Raw genomic sequence first — 20,546 nt, 5'->3', positions numbered from 1 at the left:
CTCAACAAGTTGGATTTTTATATTCGATTTTATTGATATACCAGATTTTATTACCGGTTGGCGTGGTAACTGATGCTTCTTCATCTACCGATTTTTTCAACAAGGCTCGGGCCATCGGTGAATCGATGGAAATATAATCTTTGCGGCCATAGATTTCATCTGGACCGACAATACGAAAGCGCTTGATTTCACTGGTTTCATTCTCCACCTCGACCCAGGCACCGAAAAAGACTTTGCCATCTTGTTGGGGAGAGTAATCTACCACCCGCACTACCTGTAGGCGTTTACGTAAATAACGTACACGTCGATCTATCTCACGCAACAAGCGTTTATTGTATTGGTAGTCTGCGTTTTCACTGCGATCACCCAGGCTGGCCGCCCAGGCTACTTTTTCCGTAATTTCCGGGCGACGTTCTTTCCACAGATAGTTCAGTTCCTGCTGTAGAGCTTCATAGCCTTCTCGGGTGATAAGATCGGTTTTCATATGCTTCGCTGGAATGTAGAAATTATTACTATAGTGTTATATACCCATCATCTTTCAAGTTGCAGATGCGCTGTCTGTTTTCAACCTCCAGTTTTTGGCTTGCGTCAGTGTCTGGGATTCATTTGGTTGTTGTCTGCATGTTGAAATCTGTGGTGTATGGACGCTTGCGATGACGTTAATCGCGAATAAGTTGTTATTTATGGCATGGTTAGCGCACGCAGACAAAGGAAACGTTTGATTACAACGTATTTTTATATTCCTTGTAACAATTTCGCTTAGAATGTATACCAGAAACAATTGTCAGTATGGTGTACGTTTTTGAACAATATTGAGCCCGGCGGCTATTACGTCTTTGGAGAATTAGAATGCAAGAAAATTATAAAATTCTGGTAGTGGATGACGACATGCGCTTGCGAGCGCTGTTAGAGCGTTATCTGACCGAACAGGGTTTTCAGGTACGTAGTGTAGCCAATGCTGAACAGATGGATCGTTTGTTGACGCGCGAGTCCTTTCACTTGATGGTGCTGGACCTGATGCTACCGGGTGAAGATGGTTTGTCTATCTGCCGTCGTCTACGTAGCCAAAGTAATCCTATGCCTATCATCATGGTGACGGCAAAGGGGGAAGAAGTGGATCGCATCGTCGGGTTGGAAATCGGCGCGGATGATTATATTCCTAAACCTTTCAACCCGCGTGAACTGCTGGCTCGTATCCGGGCGGTACTGCGCCGTCAGGCTAACGAACTGCCGGGCGCGCCGTCTCAGGAAGAGGCGGTCATCGCATTCGGCAAGTTCAAGCTGAATCTGGGAACACGTGAAATGTTCCGTGATGATGAGCCTATGCCGTTGACCAGTGGGGAATTCGCTGTGTTGAAAGCATTGGTCAGCCATCCTCGGGAACCGCTGTCGCGTGACAAACTGATGAATCTGGCCCGTGGTCGTGAATACAGTGCGATGGAGCGTTCAATCGACGTTCAGATTTCACGCCTGCGCCGTATGGTGGAGGAAGATCCGGCACATCCACGCTACATCCAGACAGTATGGGGGTTAGGTTACGTCTTTGTTCCGGATGGCAGTAAAGCATGAGGCGATGGTATTTTTCTCCACGTAGCTCCTTTGCACGAACGCTGTTGCTAATAGTTACCCTATTGTTTGTCAGTCTGGTCACCACCTATTTGGTGGTGCTCAACTTTGCGATTCTTCCCAGCCTTCAGCAGTTTAATAAAGTGCTGGCTTATGAAGTCAGAATGTTGATGACCGATAAATTGCAATTGGAAGATGGGACGTCGCTGGAAGTGCCTCCGGCGTTCCGACGTGAGATTTATCGGGAACTGGGCATTTCTCTGTATACCAACGCAGCGGCGGAGGACAGCGGCCTGCGCTGGGCTCAGCACTACAAATTCTTGAGTGATCAGATGGCACAACAGTTGGGCGGGCCAACCGATGTGCGGGTGGAGGTCAGTAAAAATACGCCGGTAGTATGGCTGAAAACCTGGCTTTCACCGGATATCTGGGTGCGGGTGCCACTCACGGAAATTCATCAAGGCGATTTCTCCCCTCTGTTCCGTTATACGTTGGCCATTATGTTGTTGGTGATAGGCGGCGCCTGGCTGTTTATCCGGGTGCAGAACCGTCCGCTGGTGGAGCTGGAACACGCCGCCATCCAGGTAGGTAAAGGCATTATCCCCCCCCCTTTGCGAGAATATGGCGCGTCCGAGGTGCGTTCGGTTACCCGTGCTTTCAATCAGATGGCTTCTGGGGTGAAATTGTTGGCTGATGATCGCACCTTGCTGATGGCCGGGGTGAGTCATGATTTACGCACGCCGCTGACGCGTATTCGTCTGGCGACGGAAATGATGAGCAAGGATGACGATTATCTGGCGGAGTCGATTAATAAAGACATTGAAGAGTGTAATGCCATTATTGAGCAGTTTATCGACTATCTGCGTACTGGCCAGGAAATGCAGATGGAGGTTGCCGATCTAAACACTATTCTGGGTGAAGTGGTTGCTTCCGAAAGTGGTTACGAGCGTGAAATTGACAGCCATTTCTCAGAAGGGGAATTGTTGGTCAGAGCCAGTCCTTTATCCATTAAGCGTGCCGCGCTGAATCTGGTGGTGAATGCCGCCCGTTATGGTAATGGTTGGATTCGGGTCAGCAGCGGGCGTGAATTACAGCGTGCATGGTTCCAGGTAGAAGATGATGGCCCTGGTATTGAACCCGCGCAGCTAAAACATCTGTTTCAGCCGTTTGTCCGTGGTGACAGCGCCCGTAGTACTAGTGGTACGGGACTGGGATTGGCGATTGTTCAGCGGATTATAGACGCTCATAACGGAGGACTGGATGTTGGTACCAGTGAACGTGGTGGATTGAGTGTACGAGCCTATTTGCCATTGACCTTTGAGCCCCCGAAGACGGATCATCCATTGGCGTTGACTCGGGATTCAGATTAAAACGCCTGGTTTCCTGATTCCCGTGTCTGCAAGTTTTCGGGGAAATCACCACGTTTGGTTCCTGTAGGGACGCCAAACGTGGTGATCGTCTTAAGTATCTCGTTTTTTTTACATTACCTGATTACAGCTTCGGTCCGGCTTTGACCAATGCAGCACCGGCGGGTGTATCGGTGTACTTATCAAAGTTGGCCATAAAGCGCCGCGCCAGATCTTCGGCTTTCTCCTGCCATTGAGCCTTGTTTGCATAGGTATCCCGCGGATCGAGAATAGATGGATCCACGCCTGGCAAGGTTTTCGGGATGGCCAGATCGAAGATAGGCAATGTCTGCATATCTGCATCATCAATACTGCCGTTCAGAATGGCATCAATAATGCCACGGGTATCTTTGATAGAAATGCGTTTACCCGATCCGTTCCAACCGGTATTAACCAGGTAAGCCCGTGCTCCTGCCGCTTTCATGCGTTTTACCAGCACTTCAGCGTATTGTGTCGGGTGCAGTGTCAGGAACGCAGCGCCAAAACAGGCCGAGAAGGTAGGGATCGGTTCAGTTACGCCACGCTCGGTGCCAGCCAGTTTGGCGGTGAAGCCAGATAAGAAGTGATACTGCGTCTGATCGGATGTCAGCACTGATACCGGCGGTAATACACCAAATGCATCTGCCGTTAGAAAGATCACTTTGGTGGCGTGTCCGGCTTTGGACACCGGCTTCACAATGTTGTGGATGTGATAGATAGGGTAGGAGACGCGGGTATTTTCGGTCTTTGAATTATCATTGAAATCGACCTTACCGTCCGCCAATACTGTGACGTTTTCCAACAGCGCATCGCGTTTGATGGCACCATAGATATCTGGCTCAGCTTCTTTGGACAGCTTGATGGTTTTCGCGTAGCAGCCACCTTCAAAGTTGAAAACGCCGTCATCATCCCAGCCATGTTCGTCATCACCAATCAACTGACGTTTGGGATCAGTGGACAAGGTGGTTTTCCCAGTACCGGAGAGGCCGAAAAATATCGCGACATCACCTTTTTCGCCCACGTTGGCCGAGCAGTGCATGGCGGCAATACCTTTCAGTGGCAACAGGTAGTTCATGATGGAGAAGATGCCTTTCTTCATTTCGCCACCATACCAGGTACCGCCAATCAACTGGATACGTTCAGTGAGGTTGAAGGCAACGAAGTTTTCAGAGTTTAATCCCTGCTCCTTCCATTGTGGATTGGTGCATTTTGCGCCATTCATTACCACAAAGTCAGGTTCGAAATCCTGTAGATCTTCATCACTGGGACGGATAAACATGTTCTTCACAAAGTGCGCCTGCCAGGCCACTTCGGTGATGAATCGGACTTTCAGCCGGCTATCAGCATTGGCACCACAGAAGGAATCTACAATGAACAAGCGTTTGTCGGATAACTGCTGGGCAACCAACTGTTTCAGATGCTGCCAGAGTTCCTGACTAAGCGGATGGTTATCGTTTTTGCCCTTTCCTTGATCGGACCACCAGACGGTATCTCGAGTTACATCATCGCGAACGATGTATTTATCCTTGGGAGAGCGCCCGGTAAAAATGCCCGTGTCAACTGAAACAGCACCCAGTTGGGTTTCGATGCCACGTTCATAGCCTTGCAGGGTAGGAGATATCTCTTCTTGGAACAGTAAATCATAGCTCGGATTGTAGACAATTTCGCTGACATCACGGATACCATATGCCGCTAGAGCTTCTGGTGTAATACCTTTTATCTGCATCTTGCTACTCCTCAATTGTTATAGTCATACTATTAATGAATTGTAGAGAAAAAGCGTATTTTAACAGCGATAACACTCATAAAATTAAATAAATTTATTAATAACTTTGCTTATACATTTGGAGGAAAATCAGGTAGATGAGGTATTTTTTAGTGAAAAAGCAGAGAAAAGGGCACTAGCGTGCCCATCATGAGAATGCAAGGATTAGTGTAGCGTATTACCAGCAGAGGCGTGCCGAATGTTTTGTATATCGGCAGCGCTGAAAATGTAATGGCTGCCACAGTAGTCACAGTGCATGTCAATTTCACCATCCTGTGCCAGCATGTCGTCGACTTCGGTTTCTGGCAGCGCCATTAGTGCATCAGCACAACGCTCGCGGGAGCATTGGCAACTAAAAGTGATGGGTTGTGGTTCATACAGCGTGACGTTTTCCTGATGATACAAGCGGTAAAGTACATCGTTGGCTGGCAGAGAGAACAATTCTTCACTTTTTACGGTGTCGGTCAACTGAGACAGATGTTCGAAATCATCACGGTTGCCGCTTTGCGCGGGTAATACTTGCAGTAACATACCGGCGGCAGACATTTTGTTTTCATGTTTTCCGGTGCGGATAAACAAACGGGTCGGCAACTGTTCGGACTGCAGGAAGTAGTTTTCCAGGCAGGCGGCGACATCTTCTCCATCAAGCCCCACGACACCCTGATAACGTTCACCTTCGGTTGGTGTAATGGTAATCACCAGATAACCGTTGCCGACCATTTCCCGCAGCGTGCTGCCTTCGGCAATCTCCCCCTGCAGACGGGCGACACCACGCATTTTTTGCTGATGATTGCCATTAATCACCGCCAGTTTCAGTGGGCCATCACCTTGCAACTGCACGGTAATATCGCCGCTGAATTTTAGTGTGGCGGTTAGCAAACTGGTAGCAACCAGCATTTCACCCAGCAGTCTCTGGACCGGCGTTGGATAGTCATAATTTGCCAGCATGTGCTGAAATGTGTCGCTTACCGTTACCAACTCGCCACGAACGGCGTGATTTTCAAACAGATAGCGATGTAGTTGGTCATGATGGGCCATAATTGTCTCTCTTGGTGACTGCGGATTATTCTGTGTCACTGTATTTAAATTTAATTAAATCCCGTCGCTCTTTTTTATCCGGGCGCCGATCCGGGTGTGGCATGGACAGGGTGTTCATTTTTCTGGCTTGCGCCAGTTTTTCACGTTTTTCGATGCTTTCCGGCGTTTCCTGATACATGGCCTGTGCTTGTGTTGCAGAGCGTCGTTGAGCGCTAAGCGCACAAACAACAACGACGCGCTCGTCATTTCCCTGGCGCAGTTTGATTTCGGCATTAAGCTCCACCAACTTGCTCGGTTTACTACGCTGGCCGTTATAATGAATCTTGCCGCCTTCCACCATTTCCCGCGCGATGGCTCGGGTTTTATAAAACCGGGCAGCCCAAAGCCATTTATCCAGCCGAACGCTATCATCATCATCACGTTGGGTTTCTTTGCTCATGAGTGCTCCTGATGGTAGTTGGAATCCGATTGATAGATAGCCGGTAATAGCGACAGATAATTGTTCATGGCAGGGTGCTGCGTGAAACTTTTTTCCTGCTGGCCGGAGTCAGGATTACTGACCCCCAGACAGTAGCGGATACCAAATGCTTTGGCCGCATCCAGAATGGGTTCGCTGTCGTCCACAAACAGGGTCCTGGTCGGGTTAAATCCCGTATGCGCCTGCACCGCATGCCATAAACGCTGATCTTCCTTTGGATACCCATAAGTATGGGTAGAAAGTAATAAATCAAGGTGCTGATCAAGGCCGGTATGGGTGACTTTTATTGCCAGACTGTGGGGATGCGCATTGGTCAGCAGGATAGTTCTCCGGCCGCTTTCTCTCAGTGCTGCCAGGAATGGTGCGGTATCGTCACGCAAACGAGCCCGTGGGCCAATATCACTGGTCATTTGGCGAATATCCAACCTCAGCCGTTCACTCCAGTAGTCGAAACAGTACCAGTCAAGCGTATGTTGTACAGCCCGGTATTCCGTGGTGATGAGCTGTTTTGCCTGTTCAAGGCTTATCCCGCGTTGGGCACTTAGGGACTGCGGCACCAGTTGCAGCCAAAAGTAACTGTCAAAGGCCAGATCAAGCAGGGTGCCGTCCATATCCAGCAAGACGGTATCAATCTCATTCCAGTTAAATGTGGGACTCATAAACGCTCCAGATGAAACACCGTGATATCTGGTGGTGGATATCGCGTCAAAAGATGCTATCAGCGTAGCATACCTACCGACGGATCCAGCTCTGTTTACCGATGGAAAACATTAGTGAATGAGAGGAAATGTGGGTGTTGATGGCACCAGATGACGGTCATAGTATTGCTGGATATTGGCAATTCTCTGTCGACTGTGGCGGTGTTTGACAGTAAATAACACGATATTCACCACCAGAATGACGGAGAACAGCAAGAATAGCAGGCAGGAACCAAGATAACGCCACAACGTGACGGCATCGGGTTCACTGTGTAGTGAGATATGGCGGGTACCGTTGGCATCAATGCTGATTTGGGTAATGACGCCGCTGGCCTTAAACGGTGTATGTAGCAGCATGGACGATAGGCGCTGAAGCTCCAGCCATTGCTCTGCCGGAGGATAATTCTGTATCGGTGTGGCGGGCAACGGATATGAGACAAACTGCTGACCTTCGTCGCTGCGAATCAGAAAACCGCCGGGCGGTGGGCTATTCAACGAGTTGGCGGCGTTGGTGATCTCCTGATAATAGAAGTAGTCAGCGGCGTTGTTCACCAGCGATTCCAGCGTTTCGGCACTGACAGGCCGTAATATAACGTTCATCCCGTTCAATGCGCCGGAGCGGGCACGTTTGACCAGCAGGTTCCAACTTTTTGCATTACCCAGGTTGGTCAAGGCGTTTTTCAGTCGGATGCAGTTGTCATCTTTTTCACACAGATCTTCGGTTTTCAGTATGATGTCGGAAAAATTGCTCAGTAAAATCATGCCTGACTTTTGAATAGTGCTGGCTAACGGCGAACTGAGCCTACCGTCATTGGTGTCTTGCGGATGCAACTGTTCATTCACGGTTTTTAACAGTGCTGAGGCTTTCTCAACAATGTCTGATTCGGGGGCCGGTAGTGGTTCTGCCTTATTCCAGTAGATAGCTGAGCAGTCAAATGGTGTGAAAGGGTTCTTTTTGGGTGCAGTATCATTTGAATTGATAGGTGGGACGTAGCACATACCCGTACCTTTAACTTCTAGGGTATCACCGATGTGCAGCGACTTGTTTTCAAGCTCACCGACTTGAGTCACTTTGATATTTTCCACCCCTTGCATCCAGGCCATGCTGAGTTTGAGTGGCAAATCCAGCGGAACGGAACTGACTAATAGCACCAGACTGACTAACGAACCACAGGCCAGTAACAGATTTCTCCCCCAGCGCTGTAGCGGAAAGTATTTCACCTCATTGTGTAATGATAGGTACTGCCCTTGCCGGATAACCTGCCGATTTAAATAGATATCAATATCGGTTTTTCTGCCCAGATCATAATTGATGTAAGGTTGCCAGTGGGAAGGATAGATGAGGTCGATATTACCGAGTGAAATATTACCGAACTGACCTTGATTGGACTCACCAAACAATCCCAGACACTGTGGTGTTCCATTCAGACAATGGACTTCCAGCCGCTCTTTCTCGCTTGCAGGACGGAACCATTCCCAACAGCACCATAATGCTATCAGACACGCAATACCCGCTAGCCAAGGTAGTAGCGCCAGTGGGCTGTTCAGACTGAATGCCAGCATGAAAAAAGCCAGACTGAGCAGCCCGGCTTCTTTGATCCCACGGGAGCGATGAATGGCATGCTCTTCACGGGTTTCCTTGCGAATTGTCACCAGTTCGGTGGGTTCGTTTTCTTCTTTCCGTATAAAAGCTTTTTCGATGGGGATTTCTGTTCCTGACAGGGTCTCCGGGTTGTTAACAAACTCCGTCAGGGAGTGGCCGTTGAGGGAGATAACCAGTGGAATGGAACGGGTTTTGATCAGCTCAATTTCATTATTCTGCGTTATATATTGTTCCCAAATCGCGGGGAGATGAATTTCCTGGGTATCAATATAGTAACGCCATTTATTGGGTGCATCGGTACTGATGCCGTAGCGGGTAATACTATGTGTAATGGGGTAAACCCGGCTACCGGGCAGCAGTTGTGGAAGCAAAGGTAAGGACATCGTCAGCGGCAGTAGTATCGTTTTATCAAGGGCGTTCAGCGTCAGGTAGTGTTCCACAGCGACACGCTCTGACGACGTCAGATGACGATGTCCTGAAGGCACGACCGGCAAGTGTTTGACAAAAAGAAAACGACGATACATGTGATAGCCAATGAAACCCCCGACGGTGATCAGACTGGTAAACAATACAGCCAATATGATGAGTATTGCGCTCATATTATCTCCATCTAACAGCCCAGGGTTCTCTTTGTTTTTTCGGATACTAACAAAATTACAGCGATAATGTTAACCCATGTTATTCCGTTAGCTGCCTTTATTAATTGAAATCACCCAATATTACTTATGTAATAGATTATGTTAACAATTAAGATAAGTAGCTAAAATGAGGATAATCTGAATTTTATCTAACCTATTGACTTTTATTTTTTACTTTAACAAAAGTAATGTGTGTCGCATGTTGTGAAAACGTAAAAACACTATGGTAAAATTGCGAGCAGTGTCACTGTTAAGGCAAAACGTGATACACCAAACTTATTTTGAATGAATGTTTTTCGTTCGACGACACATCTCTTTTGGCTAGGGCATCGGTTGCCTTTTCTGATTGTAGATCAAGGCGTCGTTTCGGCAGTCCGTTCCTTATGGGGCCATGATGAATAGTAACCTGCAAAAACCCAAAATCCTTAAGGTTGAGACCGTTGCCCGCTCACGTCTGTTTGATGTGGAATCGGTGGATTTGGAGTTCAGCAATGGCGCACGTCGTGTTTATGAACGTATGCGCCCCTCCGGTCGGGAAGCGGTCATGATTGTGCCCGTCATTGACGATAATTTGCTGCTGATTCATGAATACGCTGTCGGTATTGAACAGTATGAACTGGGCTTCCCAAAAGGATTGATTGATCCTGGCGAAACTGTCTTTGAAGCGGCAAATAGAGAGTTGATGGAAGAAGTGGGGTTTGGTGCAGAGCGCATCGATTTGCTGGCAACATTGACGATGGCGCCGTCTTATTTTTCCAGTCAAATGAGCATTGTGATTGCCCATGGCCTTTATCTAAAAAGTCTTCCAGGTGATGAACCTGAACCGATGCCGCAAGTTCGCTGGCCATTGCAAAATATGATGGCATTGCTTAACGAACCGGATTTCCGTGAGGCACGTAACGTTAGTGCTCTGTTTCTTGCTCAGAATTGGTTAAATCAGCAATAACAGTTGTACAGAATAGAGAAAAGGCGCGGAAATCGCGCCTTTTTGTCGACTGTTGAAACGGCTATGGCACCTAAAACAGTTCTTTTGATTGGCCATTGTCCATTAATGTCGTCCCTGCTTCATGAACGCCATAATCCAATGGTTGGGTACCATCAATGAAGTATTCCAGTCGACTGTTACTGCCACCGTTTGACAACTTGCCGCTGCTGCGATCAATGAGCACGCTGACAATCCCTGGTGGTACGGGTGTCTTCTGTTCAGGGACGCCTGCCAGTGCGGCTTTCATAAAATCATCCCACGCTGGTTGTGCGCTCTTGGCACCACCTTCATAACCGGAAATTTGATCGTGAATGACGCCGGAAAAGGTACTTCGGCCGAGGTCGCGACGATGGTCGTCAAACCCTATCCAGACTGACGCAACAATATTCGGGCCATAGCCGGAGAACCAGGCATCTTTCGAGCTATTGGTCGTACCCGTTTTGCCTCCAATATCATGGCGTTTCAGAACTTTGCCGGCACGCCACCCCGTTCCCATCCAGCCTGGTCCGCCAAAGATGTTACTGTTCAATGCGTCTTTAATCAAAAACGCCAGCGGTGTACTGATAACATGGGGCGCATAATCATTGGCTTCCTGCATGGCAGCTTCCGGTGGTGTAATGGGATCCGGCTGCAAAACGGGTGAACTCCCGGGAACAGGGGGTTCCTTCGATGTTGCTATATTCTCCATATTGTCATCAGACAATATGGCTGAGCGCGGAGTATCACCATAAATCACCGGTAGGTCGCAGCTAGTACACACTATCTTCGGTGTAGCTTTGTATAATGTATTTCCGGTTTCATTTTCTATCTTACTGATAAAGTAAGGGTCAACCAGATAGCCACCGTTGTCCATCACGGCGTAACCTCTGACAACTTGCAATGGTGTGAAGGACGCGGCGCCCAACGCCAGCGATTCGGTATGGATGATGTTCTGTGCTGGGAAGCCGAAACGTTGCAGGTACTTCGCTGCATAATCGACACCCATGGCACGCATGGCTCGCACCATGACAACGTTTTTAGATTGACCGAGTCCCTGACGTAATCGAATAGGGCCTTGATAAACCGGTGGCGAGTTTTTGGGGCTCCAGTCTGAACCTGCGCCAGGATCCCAACGGGTGACAGGCGCGTCGTTCAGAATGGTAGCCAGCGTCAACCCTTTATCCATCGCGGCCGTGTATAGGAATGGTTTGATGTTTGAGCCAACTTGGCGCAGTGCCTGAGTGGCGCGGTTGAATTTGCTCAGGTTAAAGTCAAAACCACCCACCAATGCCAGAATAGCGCCATTATTCGGATTGAGTGAAACCAGTGCTGAGTTTACTTCCGGTATCTGTGCCAGCCACCAGTCGTTATCCACTTTTCTTACCCAAATCTGCTGACCTGCCTGGATCACATCGGTGACCCGCTTCGGCGTCGCACCTTGAGAGAGATCAGATTTATAGGCCCGAGCCCAGCGTATACCGGCCATTGGTAACTCGATCTGGTTCCCGTCGGCCATCAGGGCCTGAGCCTTGTCCGCCTGGGCTTCGATCACGACGGCAGGAAATAATGGGCCGTAAACCGGCAGTTTTTTTAGTGCATCGACGATTTTTTCTTGCGGCCAGGCAGGCATTCCTGCTGACCATAACCTCTGGCTCGCACCACGGTAACCGTGACGCATATCATAGGCTAGCACGTTGTTACGTAATGACTCTTCCGCAGCCAGCTGGAGTTTTTTTGTAATGGTGGTGTAGACCTTATAGCCATCGCTGTATGCATCTTCACCATAACGTTTGACCATTTCCTGACGCACCATCTCCGCTATGTAAGAAGCAGAAAACGAAATCTTCGGTGCGTGGTAATCCGCAATCAGTTTTTCGTTACGAGCCTGATCATACTGTGCCTGAGTGATGTAGTTTTCCTCCAGCATACGAGACAGAACCACATTTCGACGGGCGACGGCACGGTCATAAGAGTAAAGCGGATTGAAAGTAGAAGGCGCTTTAGGTAGACCGGCAATCATCGCCATTTCTCCCAGCGTCAGTTGATCTACGGGGCGGCCGAAATAAACCTGTGCCGCAGCCCCGACACCATAGGCGCGATAACCGAGATAAATTTTGTTGAGATATAGCTCAAGGATTTCATCCTTGCTCAACAATTGCTCGATACGGATAGCCAGAAACGCTTCTTTGATTTTACGCAGCAGTGTGCGTTCCGGGCTCAGGAAGAAGTTACGGGCCAACTGTTGGGTAATGGTACTGGCTCCTTGCGAAGCATGGCCAGATATCAGGGCAACCGATGCGGCCCGGAGAATACCTTGAGGGTCTACACCATGGTGTTCGTAGAACCGACTGTCTTCAGTGGCAATAAATGCGTGGATCAGCATAGGCGGTATCTGATCCAGCTTCAGGGGAAGACGGCGTTTTTCACCGAACTGGGCAATCAGTTCTCCGTCAGCACTGTAAACCTGCATTGGTGTCTGCAACCGGATATCTTTCAGTGTGGTGACATCGGGTAATTGTGGCTCGATATAGCGATAAAGACCATATAGCGAGGCAGCTCCCAACAGGATGCAAGTCACTGCAAGGATGAAAAAATACTTTACGAACTTCACCTGGGATTTTCCATTCGGTAGCGGTTTAAGAGTCGATAAACATTCGCACGCTAGTATAAAGGTAAGCCAGCACGGTGGATACGTTCTTTTAACGGACGATAGGGAGATCAATTGAATATGGCTTACCACATCTGGCAGGTTGGCGTAGATATACAAAATGGCTGCATGCGCGCTTTGGCCGTTCAGCGCTGCCGTCATGGCTGGCAGCTCCGCCACTGGTGGCAATTTCCTTTGCCGGGCGATACGTTACGCTTAGGGAGCCTATACCATGCTGACGGGCTTTGTGAAATTTTGCGTCAGTGGCGCAGGGAACTGCCTCGTTTCATTTCGCTGCGGGTCGGGTTTCCTGCATCACAGATATTACAACAACGTCTACCCCAACCAGACAAACGTCTGCGTGAGCCGGCGCGTGGCGAATATATTGAAAAAATGGCGCTACGGAAACTTCCGGTCAGCCGTGACATGCTGGCACTTGACTATCGTACCGATCCACAAATAGCGGATACGCTACTGGTGACCGCAGCTAGAAACGCAGAGCTGGTCGCCTGGCAGGACTGTTTCAGCCAGTCTGGTCTGGAGCCTGAAGTGATGGATATTACACCCTGTGCGTTACGTTGTATGGCGCAGCAAGCTGGGCTGTTATCTGAACGCCTGCTGTTGCATCGTTTCGACGATCACTGGCTCTGGACCTCGCCGCTGAATCACCCCCTGCATTTCGGCACATTTCAACCTGAAGATATAACTGATAAACAAGCGTTAATTTCACATCTGAGTACCTGCTATCAAATGGCCACTGAAGAGCCCGTTTATTGCAGTTCATCTATTGCTGATGATTTATCCGGGATGTCAGAAATGCTGATCTCCTGGTCGCCGCTGGTCGCATTTCACCAGCAGCATCCTCCGTTACCCCCAATGCCTTCAGCATTTGTCATCGCAGGCGGGCTGGCATTACGCCCTGGAGATACTTACTGATGTTGCAGGTTAATCTTTTACCTTGGCGTAAACGACATATCAAACGGCGGATATGGCAATGGCTGATATTACTTTTACTGCAGATTGCCATCGCGCTTCTGGTAATGACAGTCGTTGTCCTTATCCAACAACGACAGCAGGATGCGATAGGCACCACACTCAGAGAAGTGCAAGTAAAGCAGGCAGCGTATGAAACGCTATACCGACAAACACGACAGGCGTGGCGTGAGATGGAGAAATATCAGGCTCGGTTGGCCAACGAGGAACAGGGGCGCCGTAGTAATCAGCGTTATGAGGAATTATTGATGCGTCTGCCTACTTTCATGCCGGATTCCCTATGGTTGACCGCATTGAGTGATACCGGTAATGCGTTACATCTTTCAGGCGTCAGCAGTCAGTATGACGCTATTATCGATTTTACGGATGCGCTGGCTCGTGAGCCGTTTATCCAGCAGGTTGTGTTACATCAGACTCAGCGTTCAGCACAGGACGATACGCTGCTCAGTTTTGTATTGCGGCTTGAATGGCGTAGCCACGATAAGCAGGAAGGAGAGCGCCAGTGAAGTATGCGGCAATATGGATGAATACGCCTTTCCGGGTGTTGCTTGCTGCACAATTTGGTGTGGTGGTGAGTCTTACCGCGCTGGTTGGCGGGAGTGTTATCATCAATAAACGTCAGCATCTGGATCAGACGCGACAACAGCTAATTGAAAGTCGCCAATATACTGAGCAACTCATACAGCAGTTAGCCAGGCTACCTACGCTTTCCCAACTGCAACAACAACTGGCAGCTCGCCGGTTGCCTGATACCACCTTATCTTCTGACAGTATCGCCACATTACTGGCAATACCGTTAAATCAGTCTGATGCCAGGCTGATCTCCTGGCAGCCTTCGTCAACTGAGGTTGCGGAACCGTTTTCCCCTAACTGGCGATTGATGCTTAATACCGATTATTCAGGTCTGATGTCTTTTTTGAAAAGTTTCAATGCGTTACCTGCTGTGCCGCGTATCAGTCAACTCGTGATCAAAAAAGAGATTAACGGGTTACGGGTAGAACTTTCTCTGTCTCGGCCCTTTCAACAAGGGAGCTCGTCATGAACGGATATACGCGGTGGGTAGTGATGGTCGCATGGCTTGGCATGGGGAATGGCAATGCGTCAGATATCAGTGGGCGAGATCCTTTCTTGCCAGCAGTCAACGTCAGCTGTAATGAGGTAAATCCATCGTCGTTATGGACGTTGAGAGGGCTTGTTGGTGATGCGACACAATGGGTGGGATGGCTGGAGCGTCCAGAAAAACCGTGGTTGCGTATCAGGTATGGAGACCTTATCCAGCCAGAAGGTCTCCAGGTTGTAAGGTTAGATAAAACAGGTGTGGTATTCCGTGTCAGTGAAGCGCAAGCGCATTGTGGAGAGACTGAAATCATGCTGGCTTCACCCTTTGCTAACAAGGAATCGAAGCATGGGTAACACGAGGGTGAGTACCCACCGAAAAGCGATGGGATACCAGATAGTAATGATGTTAGCGCTACTGTTTTTCAGCTTGTTTGCTGTAGCTGGAACGAAAGACAGTCCAGTTTCACTGGCATTTGATGATTCACCGGTACAAAAGGTTCTGCAGGTATTGGCTGAACATCGGCAGTTGAATCTGGTGGTCGCTCCAGGGGTCGAGGGATCGATCAGCGTGAATCTGAATGGCGTCCCTTGGCAACAGGCGCTAGACATCATTCTACGTTTGGGAAAGCTGACCTTGGAACGGGAGGGAAATGTGCTGATGGTTTACCCGGCGGATCATCTTAAAGAGGTACAACAACAACAGAAAGAGCGAGAAGCACAGCAACAGCAGCAACAGCCATTGCACAGCCTGTCAGTAGCATTGCAGTATGCTGATGCCACGGAGGTGGTATCCAGTCTCCAGGGACAGCGAGGTACGTTACTTACTGAACGAGGCAGAGTAACCGTGGACAAAAGGACCAATACACTATTAGTGAGAGATACTGCTCATGCTCTGGCCCAGATGGAACCCTGGATTAAGGCGCTGGATAAGCCATTGGCACAGGTCCAACTGGCCGCGCACATTGTTACTATCAGTAGTGAGAATTTACAGGCACTGGGTGTCAATTGGGGGTTGGGGGAGGCGGGCGCGACCAGTCAGGCTCTGCGTCTGAATAATTTTAACATCAACCTACCGGTGGAAACACCGACAATCAATGCAGGATTCCATTTGGCACGTCTTAATGGAAGGTTGCTGGATTTGGAGTTAATGGCGCTGGAACAGGAAAATGAAGTGGAAATCATTGCCAGTCCTCGTCTGATTACCGCTCATCAACAGACTGCGAGCATCAAGCAGGGGACTGAAATTCCTTATCAGGTTTCCAGCGGAGCTAGTGGCTCCACCTCTATCGAATTCAAGGAAGCAGTACTGGGTATGCAGGTTACGCCGAAAATTCTGCATGGCGGGTTAATTACACTCAATTTGCTAATCAGCCAAAACATGCCGGGAAGGACAATCAAGCAGGGGGAAGGTGAGGCATTAGCTATTGATAAACAGGAGATTCAAACACAGGTAACAGTAGCTGATGGTGAAACCATTGTGCTGGGGGGAATTTTTCAACAACAAAAAAATAAGGATAGTAACCAGATACCGGGTCTGGGGGGGTTGCCTTGGGTAGGTAATCTGTTTAAAAGTAGTACTCTGCAGAAGACCAGACGGGAATTGGTTATTTTTATCACACCGACCCTCATTCAGTCGATGCAACAAGTAGCGAAGGTTGCGATTAATAATAAAAATAAGATGAATTTTTAACAATGAGTCACTATTTTCGTCAATTATTGTGTTCTCAGTTTGACGCTGCGACGGTTTTAGCATACAAGGATTAGCGAATTGAGCACTAAAGTGTTGTTCCACCGGAGATGTCGATAAAACGTACTATTTACCCTTATGCGGTAAGTCTCGCGTTTATTCGGTTGCCAAACTACCCTGAGTATTGAGATAATTTTTTGTCTGATTCTCGCACTATCGCTCATGAGGTTTCAGTTTAGGTTCCGCCGCAGGTTCCATTGGCGGGGCGGGTTATCATTAACGAATTGTCTTAGTAATACCAAAAAACATGGCAGAGAAACGCAATATCTTTCTGGTTGGGCCTATGGGTGCCGGCAAAAGCACTATTGGCCGTCAGTTAGCTCAGCAACTCAATATGGAGTTCTTCGACTCCGATCAAGAAATTGAGCGACGCACTGGGGCTGATGTGGGTTGGGTATTCGACTTGGAAGGCGAAGAAGGCTTCCGTGATCGTGAAGAGAAAGTCATTAATGAATTGACGGAAAAGCAAGGGATCGTCCTGGCGACAGGCGGGGGCTCAATAAAGTCGCGCGAGACTCGTAATCGTCTTTCTGCGCGGGGCGTCGTCGTTTATCTAGAAACAACCATTGAGAAGCAACTGGCTCGCACACAGCGCGATAAAAAACGGCCGTTGCTTCATGTCGAGACACAACCGCGAGAAGTGCTGGAAATGTTGGCGAAAGAACGTAATCCTTTGTATGAAGAAATCGCTGATGTCACTATTCGCACCGATGAACAAAGCGCTAAGGTAGTTGCTAACCAGATTATTAGTATGCTGGAAAACAACTGAGTTTGAACATTGCCTGCATAACGCAGGTTTCTGACAGGTCAATGGTACGCGCATGGAAAGAATTACCGTAACGCTGGGGGAGCGTAGCTACCCGATTACGATAGCCGCTGGGTTGTTTAATGACCCTGCTTCTTTTCTGCCGCTGAAAGCTGGCGATCAAGTAATGTTGGTGACCAATGAAACGTTGGCACCGTTATACCTTGATACTGTGCGTGATGTGTTGGTAAAGAATGGTATACGGGTTGACCAGGTTATTTTGCCAGACGGTGAGCAGTACAAATCACTGGCGATACTGGACCAGGTTTTCTCAGCGCTACTGGCTAAACCTCATGGCCGGGATACTACGTTGATCGCACTGGGTGGCGGCGTAATCGGTGACCTTACCGGTTTTGCCGCTGCCAGCTATCAACGTGGCGTACGCTTTATCCAGGTCCCTACCACATTACTATCTCAGGTTGACTCCTCGGTGGGCGGTAAAACAGCTGTTAATCACCCGCTGGGGAAAAATATGATCGGGGCCTTTTATCAGCCAGCCTCGGTGGTGATAGACCTCAACTGTCTGAAAACGCTACCTGCGCGGGAGCTTTCTTCCGGTCTGGCCGAAGTGATCAAATATGGCATTATCCTTGATTATGCGTTCTTTGAGTGGCTGGAGCTGAATATTGAGACAGTGTGCAAGCTTCAGGATGCATCACTGGCTTATTGTATTCGTCGCTGCTGTGAGCTGAAGGCAGAAGTGGTAGCTGCAGATGAACGTGAAACGGGTCTGCGTGCCTTATTGAATTTAGGCCATACTTACGGGCATGCCATTGAAGCGGAAATGGGTTATGGCAACTGGCTGCATGGTGAGGCAGTCGCGGCAGGAATCATGATGGCAGCTCATACCGCCAGGCGTCTTGGGCAGTTTTCTTCCTCTGACGTAGAGCGCGTCAAATTGTTATTGTCACGTGCCGGGTTGCCGGTTCATGGCCCTCAGCAAATGGCACCTGAATCTTATTTGCCACATATGATGCGGGATAAAAAAGTACTGGCGGGGGAACTGCGTTTGGTGTTGCCAACCGCTATTGGTCAATCTGAAGTGCGCAGCGGTGTTCCCCATGAGCTTGTTCTGGCGTCAATTGCAGATTGTCTTCCCTGAGGAAAGGCATTTGTCTGGTTAACCAGAACTGGCGAGTTCCCGATACTTTGTTAAAATACAAGGCATTATAATTTAGTGACGCGCGGGTAGCCGATATCCGCAGACATTAGCCTTTCAGTAGGGGGAGGGGTTTAAATGGGTGAGTTCAATCCGGAAGATGACCTTAAGCCGGATGCCAGCGATCATCGGCCACCACGCCAGCAAAAAAAACGTAATGGTTTTGCCATTTCCAGCGTGGCGTTGTCCAGACAATACGTGATGATTGGTATTGGTATTCTGGTATTGCTGCTATTGATCATAGGTATTGGTTCCGCACTACAGGCACCACCGCCTCAACAGGCCTCCCAGCAGCCAGCAGCCATAGAGAAGAATATTGATCTGTCGTCGTCATCTTCTACAGTACAAGGTACTCCGGCACCTGTCGTTGGGAATAATGTCAATGCTATTACGCCACAGACGTTGAGTGCTCCTCCGATTTCCGACACACCAACGCAGGCGCCGTTGCAACCGCAGAATGCAAATCAACAACGAATTGAGTTGCCGGGTAATATTGCTGATACGCTTTCTCAACCACAGCAACAGGATCGAATTAATGCATTTACTCAGGAGGACATGGGTAATCATGCAGGCTTATCGACGTTACCTACTACGCCAGCGACCGTGATGCCGCCGCCCGGAACTCGTTCTCCGAGTGAAAAAATGTCGAACTCTTCGTCGAAGAGGGTTTCACCGGAGCATCAGGTACCGGTAAAAAGTACGTACAGTAGGCCAAAAACACCGACTACGGCAGTGGTGCCGGCTCCTTCCAGTAAAGTAGCAACAAGTTCCAGAGGTTCCGCTTCGACTGTCGGCAATCTGGGCGTCGCCATCAAAAACGCACCAGCTAGTTATTTTACACTGCAATTGAGTGGCGCTTCCCACGAGAATTCGTTGAAAGCCTACGCCAGGGCGCAGAAGTTGACTAACTATTGGGTGTATAAAACCAAGCGTGATGGACAGCCTTGGTATGTGTTGGTCAATGGTGTTTATGCATCTTCTGGCGATGCCAGGCGTGCTGTTGTGTCTTTGCCTGCAGATGTCCAGGCAAAAAAACCATGGGTTAAGCCGATCCGTCAGGTGAAGCAAGACTTGAGTAAGTAATACTAATTAAGCCCTGATGTGCGGTCTGAAACAGAGTACAATCCGTGGCTCTGTAACGTATGAGTAGCTAACGACGGCATGAAGAAAAACCGCGCTTTCTTAAAATGGGCTGGTGGGAAATATCCGCTGGTAGAGGAAATTCGCCGATATCTACCAGCGGGAGATCGCTTAATTGAGCCTTTTGTTGGTGCAGGTTCGGTATTTCTCAATACGGAGTACGATAATTATATACTGGCAGATATTAATAGTGATCTCATTAATCTCTATAATATCGTTAAAACCAATACTGATGATTTTATCCGAGATTCTCGCAAATTATTTACTGATGAAATGAATACTTCCGAAGTATTTTACGTATTGCGAAGTGAGTTCAATCTCTGTACGGATGCCTATCGACGAGCATTATTGTTTCTCTATCTTAATCGTCATTGTTACAACGGGTTATGCCGTTACAACATGCGTGGTGAATTTAACGTGCCGTTTGGCCGTTATAAAAAGCCTTATTTCCCGGAAGAAGAATTACACTGGTTTGCACAAAAGGCAAAAAATGCCATCTTTGTTTGTGAACATTATCATCAGACCTTGACTCAAGCTGAGCGTGGCTCGGTTGTCTATTGTGATCCACCTTATGCACCTTTGTCGGCAACGGCAAATTTCACGGCCTACCACACCAGTAATTTTAATAATAATGATCAGCAGAATCTGGCGCAGTTGGCTTATCAACTATCTGTGGAAAACAATATACCAGTGCTGATATCCAACCATGACACATTACTTACACGAGAATGGTATCAAGGGGCATCATCGTTGTATGTGGTTATGGCTCGTCGTACTATCAGCCGCAATATTTCAGGACGCAGCAAGGTTAACGAGTTACTGGCTTTATATCGCTGAGTCGGTCGTAGTAGTATTAAAGAT

General features: G+C 48.6%; 19 protein-coding genes. 12 read left to right on the top strand and 7 right to left on the bottom strand.

Annotated elements, in window-relative coordinates; genetic code table 11:
* Position 1: 1 nt before the first annotated feature.
* On the bottom strand, positions 2–484 hold the full coding sequence (gene greB, locus RS889_RS21505; protein WP_315708659.1) for a transcription elongation factor GreB: 483 nt from the start codon (positions 482–484) through the stop codon (positions 2–4).
* A gap of 365 nt (positions 485–849) precedes the next feature.
* On the opposite strand from greB, the gene ompR reads away from it, so the two are divergent.
* Positions 850–1,569 carry an osmolarity response regulator transcription factor OmpR gene (ompR, locus tag RS889_RS21500; protein WP_001157747.1) on the top strand — a complete coding sequence of 240 codons (720 nt, stop codon included), beginning with the start codon at positions 850–852 and terminating at the stop codon, positions 1,567–1,569.
* On the top strand, positions 1,566–2,936 hold the full coding sequence (gene envZ / locus RS889_RS21495; RefSeq protein WP_315708658.1) for a two-component system sensor histidine kinase EnvZ: 1,371 nt from the start codon (positions 1,566–1,568) through the stop codon (positions 2,934–2,936). The genes ompR and envZ overlap by 4 nt, the downstream gene beginning before the upstream one ends.
* A gap of 121 nt (positions 2,937–3,057) precedes the next feature.
* Here the strand turns inward: envZ and pckA are convergent, their stop codons facing one another.
* From pckA to RS889_RS21470, 5 genes are all read right to left on the bottom strand, one after another.
* Positions 3,058–4,677 (bottom strand): phosphoenolpyruvate carboxykinase (ATP), encoded by a 1,620-nt coding sequence (gene pckA / locus RS889_RS21490; RefSeq protein WP_315708657.1) that lies wholly within the window; start codon positions 4,675–4,677, stop codon positions 3,058–3,060.
* A 204-nt stretch (positions 4,678–4,881) separates the two neighbouring features.
* On the bottom strand, positions 4,882–5,754 hold the full coding sequence (hslO, locus tag RS889_RS21485) for an Hsp33 family molecular chaperone HslO (protein ID WP_315708656.1): 873 nt from the start codon (positions 5,752–5,754) through the stop codon (positions 4,882–4,884).
* A 25-nt stretch (positions 5,755–5,779) separates the two neighbouring features.
* A complete protein-coding gene (gene hslR, locus RS889_RS21480; protein ID WP_021014128.1) occupies positions 5,780–6,193 on the bottom strand; it encodes a ribosome-associated heat shock protein Hsp15 in 414 nt (137 codons plus the stop codon).
* Positions 6,190–6,891 (bottom strand): GMP/IMP nucleotidase, encoded by a 702-nt coding sequence (gene yrfG, locus RS889_RS21475; RefSeq protein ID WP_021014129.1) that lies wholly within the window; start codon positions 6,889–6,891, stop codon positions 6,190–6,192. The genes hslR and yrfG overlap by 4 nt, the downstream gene beginning before the upstream one ends.
* Before the next feature lie 111 nt (positions 6,892–7,002).
* Positions 7,003–9,132, bottom strand: coding sequence for an intracellular growth attenuator family protein (locus tag RS889_RS21470; RefSeq protein ID WP_315708655.1), 2,130 nt, complete (start codon positions 9,130–9,132; stop codon positions 7,003–7,005).
* Positions 9,133–9,565: 433 nt separating this feature from the next.
* Here RS889_RS21470 and nudE point away from each other — a divergent pair, with 433 nt between their 5' ends.
* Positions 9,566–10,117, top strand: a complete 552-nt coding sequence (gene nudE / locus RS889_RS21465; protein ID WP_037380504.1) for an ADP compounds hydrolase NudE — start codon at positions 9,566–9,568, stop codon at positions 10,115–10,117.
* Positions 10,118–10,187: 70 nt separating this feature from the next.
* Here nudE and mrcA read toward each other — a convergent pair whose 3' ends face one another.
* Positions 10,188–12,746 carry a peptidoglycan glycosyltransferase/peptidoglycan DD-transpeptidase MrcA gene (gene mrcA / locus RS889_RS21460; protein WP_315708654.1) on the bottom strand — a complete coding sequence of 853 codons (2,559 nt, stop codon included), beginning with the start codon at positions 12,744–12,746 and terminating at the stop codon, positions 10,188–10,190.
* 117 nt (positions 12,747–12,863) lie between these two features.
* Between mrcA and pilM the strand changes: the two genes are divergently transcribed.
* The 9 genes from pilM to dam all read left to right on the top strand — a co-directional run bounded on the left by pilM (position 12,864) and on the right by dam (position 20,522).
* Positions 12,864–13,718: a pilus assembly protein PilM gene (gene pilM, locus RS889_RS21455; protein ID WP_021014133.1), complete on the top strand. Its 855-nt coding sequence runs from the start codon at positions 12,864–12,866 to the stop codon at positions 13,716–13,718.
* Positions 13,718–14,281, top strand: coding sequence for a PilN domain-containing protein (locus tag RS889_RS21450; RefSeq protein ID WP_021014134.1), 564 nt, complete (start codon positions 13,718–13,720; stop codon positions 14,279–14,281). The genes pilM and RS889_RS21450 overlap by 1 nt, the downstream gene beginning before the upstream one ends.
* On the top strand, positions 14,278–14,817 hold the full coding sequence (locus tag RS889_RS21445; RefSeq protein WP_315708653.1) for a hypothetical protein: 540 nt from the start codon (positions 14,278–14,280) through the stop codon (positions 14,815–14,817). Before RS889_RS21450 ends, RS889_RS21445 begins: the two co-directional genes overlap by 4 nt.
* Positions 14,814–15,188: a DUF2531 domain-containing protein gene (locus RS889_RS21440; protein WP_315708652.1), complete on the top strand. Its 375-nt coding sequence runs from the start codon at positions 14,814–14,816 to the stop codon at positions 15,186–15,188. Before RS889_RS21445 ends, RS889_RS21440 begins: the two co-directional genes overlap by 4 nt.
* Before the next feature lie 46 nt (positions 15,189–15,234).
* Positions 15,235–16,524 (top strand): DNA uptake porin HofQ, encoded by a 1,290-nt coding sequence (hofQ, locus tag RS889_RS21435; protein ID WP_315711153.1) that lies wholly within the window; start codon positions 15,235–15,237, stop codon positions 16,522–16,524.
* 304 nt (positions 16,525–16,828) lie between these two features.
* Positions 16,829–17,350, top strand: a complete 522-nt coding sequence (aroK, locus tag RS889_RS21430; protein WP_021014138.1) for a shikimate kinase AroK — start codon at positions 16,829–16,831, stop codon at positions 17,348–17,350.
* 52 nt (positions 17,351–17,402) lie between these two features.
* The gene (aroB, locus tag RS889_RS21425) at positions 17,403–18,488 is read left to right on the top strand and encodes a 3-dehydroquinate synthase (RefSeq protein ID WP_315708651.1); all 1,086 of its coding nucleotides are present in this window, start codon (positions 17,403–17,405) and stop codon (positions 18,486–18,488) included.
* A 135-nt stretch (positions 18,489–18,623) separates the two neighbouring features.
* The gene (locus RS889_RS21420) at positions 18,624–19,628 is read left to right on the top strand and encodes an SPOR domain-containing protein (RefSeq protein ID WP_315708650.1); all 1,005 of its coding nucleotides are present in this window, start codon (positions 18,624–18,626) and stop codon (positions 19,626–19,628) included.
* A gap of 78 nt (positions 19,629–19,706) precedes the next feature.
* Positions 19,707–20,522 (top strand): adenine-specific DNA-methyltransferase, encoded by an 816-nt coding sequence (gene dam / locus RS889_RS21415; protein WP_021014141.1) that lies wholly within the window; start codon positions 19,707–19,709, stop codon positions 20,520–20,522.
* Positions 20,523–20,546 lie beyond the last annotated feature (24 nt).

This window comes from Brenneria uluponensis (assembly GCF_032395385.1).
Classification (GTDB): Bacteria; Pseudomonadota; Gammaproteobacteria; order Enterobacterales; family Enterobacteriaceae; genus Prodigiosinella; species Prodigiosinella aquatilis.
This window is presented reverse-complemented; position numbering and strand designations above follow the sequence as displayed.

Coding starts and splice junctions, on each gene's coding strand:
- greB (WP_315708659.1), bottom strand. CDS start 484: ATGAAAACCGATCTTATCACCCGAGAAGGCTATGAAGCTCTACAGCAG.
- ompR (WP_001157747.1), top strand. CDS start 850: ATGCAAGAAAATTATAAAATTCTGGTAGTGGATGACGACATGCGCTTG.
- envZ (WP_315708658.1), top strand. CDS start 1,566: ATGAGGCGATGGTATTTTTCTCCACGTAGCTCCTTTGCACGAACGCTG.
- pckA (WP_315708657.1), bottom strand. CDS start 4,677: ATGCAGATAAAAGGTATTACACCAGAAGCTCTAGCGGCATATGGTATC.
- hslO (WP_315708656.1), bottom strand. CDS start 5,754: ATGGCCCATCATGACCAACTACATCGCTATCTGTTTGAAAATCACGCC.
- hslR (WP_021014128.1), bottom strand. CDS start 6,193: ATGAGCAAAGAAACCCAACGTGATGATGATGATAGCGTTCGGCTGGAT.
- yrfG (WP_021014129.1), bottom strand. CDS start 6,891: ATGAGTCCCACATTTAACTGGAATGAGATTGATACCGTCTTGCTGGAT.
- RS889_RS21470 (WP_315708655.1), bottom strand. CDS start 9,132: ATGAGCGCAATACTCATCATATTGGCTGTATTGTTTACCAGTCTGATC.
- nudE (WP_037380504.1), top strand. CDS start 9,566: ATGAATAGTAACCTGCAAAAACCCAAAATCCTTAAGGTTGAGACCGTT.
- pilM (WP_021014133.1), top strand. CDS start 12,864: ATGGCTTACCACATCTGGCAGGTTGGCGTAGATATACAAAATGGCTGC.
- RS889_RS21450 (WP_021014134.1), top strand. CDS start 13,718: ATGTTGCAGGTTAATCTTTTACCTTGGCGTAAACGACATATCAAACGG.
- RS889_RS21440 (WP_315708652.1), top strand. CDS start 14,814: ATGAACGGATATACGCGGTGGGTAGTGATGGTCGCATGGCTTGGCATG.
- hofQ (WP_315711153.1), top strand. CDS start 15,235: ATGATGTTAGCGCTACTGTTTTTCAGCTTGTTTGCTGTAGCTGGAACG.
- aroK (WP_021014138.1), top strand. CDS start 16,829: ATGGCAGAGAAACGCAATATCTTTCTGGTTGGGCCTATGGGTGCCGGC.
- aroB (WP_315708651.1), top strand. CDS start 17,403: ATGGAAAGAATTACCGTAACGCTGGGGGAGCGTAGCTACCCGATTACG.
- RS889_RS21420 (WP_315708650.1), top strand. CDS start 18,624: ATGGGTGAGTTCAATCCGGAAGATGACCTTAAGCCGGATGCCAGCGAT.
- dam (WP_021014141.1), top strand. CDS start 19,707: ATGAAGAAAAACCGCGCTTTCTTAAAATGGGCTGGTGGGAAATATCCG.